This window comes from Acinetobacter sp. YH12137, from assembly GCF_013418535.1.
Lineage (GTDB): Bacteria > Pseudomonadota > Gammaproteobacteria > Pseudomonadales > Moraxellaceae > Acinetobacter.
In genome coordinates, this window is sequence record NZ_VPBW01000065.1 from 1 (window position 1) to 7,104 (window position 7,104).

At 41.4% G+C, this 7,104-nt stretch carries 3 protein-coding genes and 1 pseudogene; all 4 read right to left on the reverse strand.

Translation table 11 applies throughout. The features are described from left to right. Window positions 1-273 precede the first annotated feature (273 nt). Window positions 274-2,382, reverse strand: coding sequence for a TonB-dependent receptor (locus tag FTU72_RS15790; protein WP_180034216.1), 2,109 nt, complete (start codon window positions 2,380-2,382; stop codon window positions 274-276). A 232-nt stretch (window positions 2,383-2,614) separates the two neighbouring features. Further along, window positions 2,615-5,017, reverse strand: coding sequence for a glucose/quinate/shikimate family membrane-bound PQQ-dependent dehydrogenase (locus FTU72_RS15795; protein WP_180034217.1), 2,403 nt, complete (start codon window positions 5,015-5,017; stop codon window positions 2,615-2,617). A 166-nt stretch (window positions 5,018-5,183) separates the two neighbouring features. Continuing rightward, window positions 5,184-6,470, reverse strand: coding sequence for a carbohydrate porin (locus FTU72_RS15800; protein WP_180034218.1), 1,287 nt, complete (start codon window positions 6,468-6,470; stop codon window positions 5,184-5,186). Between the two features lie 522 nt (window positions 6,471-6,992). Continuing rightward, window positions 6,993-7,104, reverse strand: a pseudogene (locus FTU72_RS15805) (IS982 family transposase); the annotation flags it as partial.

The window sequence follows — 7,104 nt, forward strand, 5'->3', positions numbered from 1 at the left end:
GCCGAGTCGTAAAGCTCAGAAAGCTGTTATTGAACAAAGAAAGTTAAATCCTGTGCTTGACTCTTGTGGTTAAAAACAGGACATTTTAAATGGTTTATCACATAGACATTTTAATTGGTGAATAACAGAATCATGTAAATCCAAAATAGAAATGTCCGGTTTCTCCAAAGTAAAAATGTCCGCCTTAGATTCGCACTTATTGCTGATCTTGGCGGACATTCACATGTGAACATGAATCTTGAATAAATTAAGAAAGCTTAAGTCAGATTTAAATTAAAACTCTTTTGTCACGCTTAACCCAGCACTCCAGTTACGATCTTCTGCTGGTTCATAGAAACGACCATTGCTTTCGTTGACAATGACTGAGCCTGAATAATCCTTATCAAACAGATTATCTACGCGTGCAAACGTTTTTACAGACAAATCTTTGACATTCCAGTTATAGCCTACATTAGCCCCAGCCACTGTATAACTTGGTGCATATTGTGAGTTAATGTCGTTAACATAAATTCGGTCTGAGTAACGTACATCTATTCCACCATGTAAGCCATTTTCAGGTTTCCATCCCAAACTAAAGAATGCCTGATTCTTAGCAATTCCAGGAATATAGTTACCTGACGAAACTGCAGCTACTGTACCAATTGCTGGAATATCGGCATCAAATGTTGCATCAATATAGCTATAGCTGGCTTGTGCTGCCAGATCACGCCACAGGTCTTTACTCCAGGATAGTTCCAGTCCTTTTCTTAAGGTTTTATCTGCATTACGAAACGTTGAGCGCCCGCCATCACTTCCCGCAGAAACAATGTCATTTTTGGTTTGAGTCTGAAATGCTGCTAAGGTCATATCACCGAAGCGATTCGCAGATTTTAATCCCAGTTCATAAGTTTCACTTTCAGCCGCTTTTAAGCTTAATACATCATTGCTGCCATCAGCCGGATAAGCCATTTCGGTAAATGTTGGTGTTTCAAAACCTTGTGCAAAGCTTGTATAAGTCACTAATTCAGGAAGAATTTTCCAACTTAATGCAACTGAAGGCAGTACTTTTTCATAAGTCGTTTTACCTGAATTATCGCCATTGCTTAGGTAACGGTCTTCAGATTTAAAATGCACATTGCTATAACGCAAACCAGCATCTAAAGTCCAATCTGGCGCAAAGTTATAAGATGCTTGAATATAAGGATCTGCATTCCAAAGCGTATTATCTTCATTACGACGGAGTTCACCTTTAATGCCTAAAGTATTGCCGACAAAGTTTTGATAGCCTTTGCGGTCTTCGGTCATACCATCTACAGCCACACCAGCAATCAATTTAGTGTTTTGTAAAATATCTGTTCCGGTCCAGCGAAGATCTGCTCCATAAAACTGACGATCAAAATCAATGACACCACCAGCATGATTTGGGCCACTTTGTGCTGTACTTGGAATAGATTGATATTGAGTGACTTCACGCTGTCCCCAATACGCCATACCGTACAATTCATGCTGATCATTAATTGGCTTGTTCCAGGTCAGTCCTGTCTGGAATTGCTCAATTTCTTTACGTGCATTATATAGCAACACATTCGCTGCGACCTGTTTAGGATTTTCTCGCCATTGATCTCGAGTTAAACCACCTGGATCATCTGCTGTAATTTTGACATAGTTATTGACCCAGTTAATTTTAGAGCCATCGTCCAGATCCCAAGTCAGCTTGGCATTGTTCAGTACTTTATGTGCACCACTATGATCACGGAAACCATCGGTATCAAAATAAGATGAACTGATGATATAGCTTGGTTCAGAAGCATTTTCTGAACCACCTTGTAGCACCAGGTTCGTTTGGCCTTTATTCTGACTGCCACCCGAATATCCCAAAGTGACTGAATCAGGTCCCTGCCCTTCACGGCTTTGTGTCAGGATGGTTCCGCCAGAAGAATTACCATATAGCGAAGAAAATGGCCCACTCAGCACTTCAATATGATCCAAGCTATTCAGGTCAATATTCGAGGTTTGCCCCTGCCCATCCGGCATAGTCGCAGGAATACCGTCTACATATAAACGTACTCCTCGCACACCGAAAGTCGAACGTGCACCGAAGCCCCGCATTGATATCTGTAAATCCTGAGCATAATTTTCGCGGTTATTCAGCTGTAAACCTGGTACACCTTTTAAGGTTTCAGACAGATTTACATTCAGGCTATTCTGTTGTTCCTGATTCAGATAATAGGTAGATGCCGGTGTTTCCAGAATGGCACGATCTGTACGGGTTGCTTCAACCACAATGGGAGCCAGTCGCTGTACCTCTGTAACCGGTTCTTCCGCATAAATTCCTTGACTGATACAAGCAATCAGACAGGATAAAGTCGATTTCATCGGCAACCGCGTGGTATGAAGGTGCATAGCTAATATTCCTAATATCTGGCATTCACTCATGCCATGGGAGTTCAAACGTTTTAAAAGTGTCTTATTAATTTTAAAGACTCAGCATCTGCATAAGATCAAACTGAATACTTGCAGGAAAGCTGAGCTAAAGGTTCATGATTTTCTAATCAAGCTTTATTGTCATAACAGCCTGTATTTTGCATAAAAAAGCCTGACGAATCAGGCTTTTTTACTTGACTATAAAACTTCATTATTTATTGTCAGGTAGTGCATAGGCAACCAAAGAATCACCCATTTTGGTACCGAAGGAACCGTGACCACCCGCCATAATCACAACATACTGCTTACCATTGGCTTCATAAGTCATTGGCGTCGCTTGACCACCTGCAGGTAGACGACCTTTCCACAGCTCATCACCATTAGTCACGTTGATCGCACGGATGTAATTGTCTTGAGTTGCACCGACAAACATCACATTACCTGCAGTCGAGATTGGACCACCTAACATTGGTACACCCATTTTAAATGGAGGCAATGGAATGCCCGGCATACTGTCACGAATCGTACCGATACGACGTTTCCAAGCGATTTCATGATTGGTCAGATCAACACCAGCCACATAACCCCATGCAGGTTGCTTACATGGCAAGCCGAATGGAGACAGGAAGGCACTGATTTCAACACCATAAGGCACGCCATACATTGGCTGTACCCCCGCTTCAGTACCTGCACCTTTGGCAGTCTGCTTACGGTTCGGATCTTGCGGAATCAGACGAGATACAAATGGCAAACCAATTGGATTGGTTAATGCGATTTGACGGTCTGGGTTGACTGACATACCGCCCCATTCGAATACACCGAGGTTACCCGGAAACACTAACGTACCATTTTCAGATGGTGGCGTATAAATACCGTCATAGTTTAATTTCTTGAACGATACACGACACATCAACTGGTCAAACATAGTGGCACCCCACATGTCTTTATCAGTCAATTTATCTTTAGGTGCCAGGTTAAAGTCAGAGAATGGTTGAGTTTTTGAATACCACTCGCCTTTGGTTTGCGGACCGCGTTTTACTGACTGAGGTACTGGTTTTTCAGTAATCGGAACGATCGCTTCACCTGTACGACGGTCTAATACAAAGGCATTACCGGTTTTGGTCAGCACGTAGATGGCTGGCACCATATTACCGTTTTTATCTTTGATATCAGTCAATGTTGGCTGTGCTGGTACATCCATATCCCACAAGTCGTGGTGAGTAGTCTGGAAGTTCCAGATCAATTTACCGGTAGATGCATTAATCGCTAGCATAGAGTTTGCATAACGCTCGTCTAGCTCAGTACGGTGACCTCCGTAGATATCCGGTGTGCCTACACCTGTAGGTACATAGACAATATCCAACTGTGCATCATAAGCCAATGGCGCCCATGCGTTTGGTGAGTTATTTACGAATTTTTGACCAGGAGCTGGAATCGCGTTTGGATCTTCTGCACCAGTATCAAATACCCATAATAATTCACCGGTATTTACGTCATAACCACGAATCACACCTGAAGGTTCTTCAGTTGAGTAGTTATCCGTTGTTGAACCGGCGATGATAATGGTTGTACCTGTCACCACAGGAGGTGAAGTCGGGTTATAACCGCCTGGATATGGGAATGGCATGTCTTTTTGCAGATCGACTTCGCCGTTATTACCAAAGTCGGAACATACCTTACCAGTAGTTGCATTGACCGCCACCAAACGTCCGTCATTCACTGGTAAGATTACTTTCTGAGGACATTCGACAGACATTGTAGAACGAGCAGCTAGACTGCTTTCAAAACCGGTAGTGTTATTGGCATCGTAATAAGACACTCCACGGCAAGTTAAATGCTGGAAGGTATTGTCCGCTTTCAGCTTAGGATCAAAACGCCATTTTTCCTTACCCGTCGCAGGATCAAGTGCAATCAGGTACTGGTGAGTGGTACACATAAACAGGTTATTACCCACTTTAATCGGGGTTACCTGATTCGTAGTTTCACCAGAATCTTTATCCGTTTTTACATCACCGGTATGAAATTCCCAAGCTAACTCCAGATCTTTTACGTTATCAGCAGTAATCTGTTTCAATGGAGAATAACGTAGGCCGGATTGAGTACGACCATAAGCAGGCCAGTCTTCGTCAGCAATACCTGGAATAGACTGATGCACTGCAGGCTGCTGTGATTTTAATTCGCCACGGATTTCCTGTGGGTCATTAAATACAGAATAAATCATGACAGCAATCGTAATTGCCAGGGAGCCAGTCAGCGCCATTTTTGCAGCTTTGCTGTCACCAAAACCACGAGTCACTGCAGGAATCAGCAGGGCCAGACCGAATAGGCCTAAAATATCTAGACGTGGTGCCAGTGCAAAGAAGTCTGAACCCACTTCCCAAAGACCCCATACCACTGTACCAAGGACCAATACTGCATAAACAATAAGGGCTGTGCTTTTACGTTTTTGTAATAACACGGCTGTCGCCAGGAAGAACAGACCGGCAATGATGTAGTACCAAGACCCACCAAGTGTTGCCAGATATATTCCTCCAAATAGCAGAACCAAACCGAAAATGGCAGCAATAGCTGCCAGAATCGTTTTCAGTACTGAACCTGAAGACGAAGTATTCATATTGAACACCTTTTTTTTGATTTCTTGAACGTCTAAGCACTTAAGCGGCATAGACACCATATTGTTAAGTTCTTAGTTATAAATACATGAATACTTGGAGTATCAGTTCATCAATGCCCCAAAGTAATGGAAGAATCAATTGTGTATTTGCAACTAAAAACTCCGATTAGAACGACGTATTAAACTTGATTCCGCCTACCCAGACATTTTCACCGTCTTTATATGCGCCGACATGATGGACATATTGCAGGTTTGGACGGATGGTTAGCCAGTTAGTTGCATGAATGCCGTAATAGATTTCCGCATCGACTTCTTCACTACGGTTACCCAATACATCATTGTTCATATTGATGCGTGCAACACCCAAAGCGATTTCATCCTGTGGACGGGCATCCATCGCACCTTTGTAGACAAGACCGATATTTTGCATATCACTAACTTGGTTGGTTTTAGAGTCATGAACAGTGACGTTCACGAAACCGCTTAAACCACGTGATGTATCCCCTTGATGTGAAGTCAGCTGTTGCTTAGCTACAATCCACCCCCCGTGATGATGACCATTTTGGGTTTGTTCATCTTGTGGAGTCACGCCATCAAATATTTTGGCATCAGCGGTACTGTAGTAATAACCGGCACGATATTCACCTGGCAGTTTTTGCTCACCTAGTTTCGGTGTCCACACCACTTCTGCAGGAATGATCGCGCCTTTAGATCCGTCTGTGCTCAGGTTAAAGCCTTTGCCACGATTATCAGCATTTTCAGGATTGTATTCATAAACCCCTACCTGAGTATAAACTTCCGGGGTAACGTTATATTTAACCCGTGCAGCCCATTGAGAAACTGGCCAGTTATACCATTGATCCCCTACCCAGTTACCCACTTGTGAACCACACAATGCCAGATTCTGGAAATCACAATCGAAACTGTTAAAGTCTTCACCTTCACCAAAACGTCCGACTTTGACATCCAGTTTTTGATTCAGGAATTGTTTCTTGATCCAGAAATCTGTTAGACGCCAGGTTTGACCACGGCCCCATACTTCCTGTACTGAACTTAAATGACCATTTGCTTGATCAAGTGACTGACCATTTAATGCATCAGAAGTATTTGAAAGGTTGCGGCCATCACGATGAGTTACTGTAATTTGTGCTTCAGTGTCTTGCCAGCCAGCAATTTTTTCCAGATCCAGATGAGCACCCAGGTTTAACTGACCGGTATATTCTGTGCCATGGCTATTTGAGCGTTTCGCGTCAAGTAAAGTCGCCATTTCACCTGTATATCCAAAGCTAAAATCATAGCCCTGTTCTTGAAGCTGGATACGTTGACCATTCCAGTCACCCAACATCCACGGACTTTCTGCACTAAATGCATCAGCGGCCTGAGTAGTTGTATTTGCCAATAGCAATCCAACTAAGGATGTATAGACAGCCTTAGATAAGGGAGAAATAGACATTAAATGCTTCACCTTAATCACGTTTTTACTAAATATAGTACACTCATTTAATTTTTTAGTTTCAAATAAAGAAGGAAAAGTATTAATAATGTTATGAAGTTTAGCTAATCTAATCCTTTTGTTAATTTTAATTTAAAAAAATTAAATTTTAAATTCAATAATTTAAGATAAAATAAATATAATATTAATAAAAATAATACAACCTATAAATAATTCTTCTACATCAGTTCTTTTGTACAAAAATTTACCAATTCGAATTGCGTAATAAAAAAACATTTGGTCTTTTTGTGCATTTTTCATACTCAAACTTGATAGTCATTGCCTTTCTATTCTTGAATTTGTTACCGAGGAAAATTGAAAAAAACTGGATTTATGTAGGTATCTAAAATCATTAATAAGATAAAGAGTGATATCTGCTAAATAAAGTTTAAATATATGTAAAAATTATAATTATTGGCTATTCATATTAGATTATAGATGTATATCTTGTTTAATTCTTTCTATCAATAACCCGAATCCTGCTTAAGCCGATGACTTCATAATTTGAATTGTTGGCTTATTTTTATGGATCAGTTGATATGCACACAAGGACGCGTAAATCCCTCCTAGAAATCCATGAACACTACGTGCTTTG

Excerpts from the sequence above, each read along its gene's own strand:
- FTU72_RS15790 (WP_180034216.1), bottom strand. The coding sequence starts at position 2,382 with ATGCACCTTCATACCACGCGGTTGCCGATGAAATCGACTTTATCCTGT.
- FTU72_RS15795 (WP_180034217.1), bottom strand. The coding sequence starts at position 5,017 with ATGAATACTTCGTCTTCAGGTTCAGTACTGAAAACGATTCTGGCAGCT.
- FTU72_RS15800 (WP_180034218.1), bottom strand. The coding sequence starts at position 6,470 with ATGTCTATTTCTCCCTTATCTAAGGCTGTCTATACATCCTTAGTTGGA.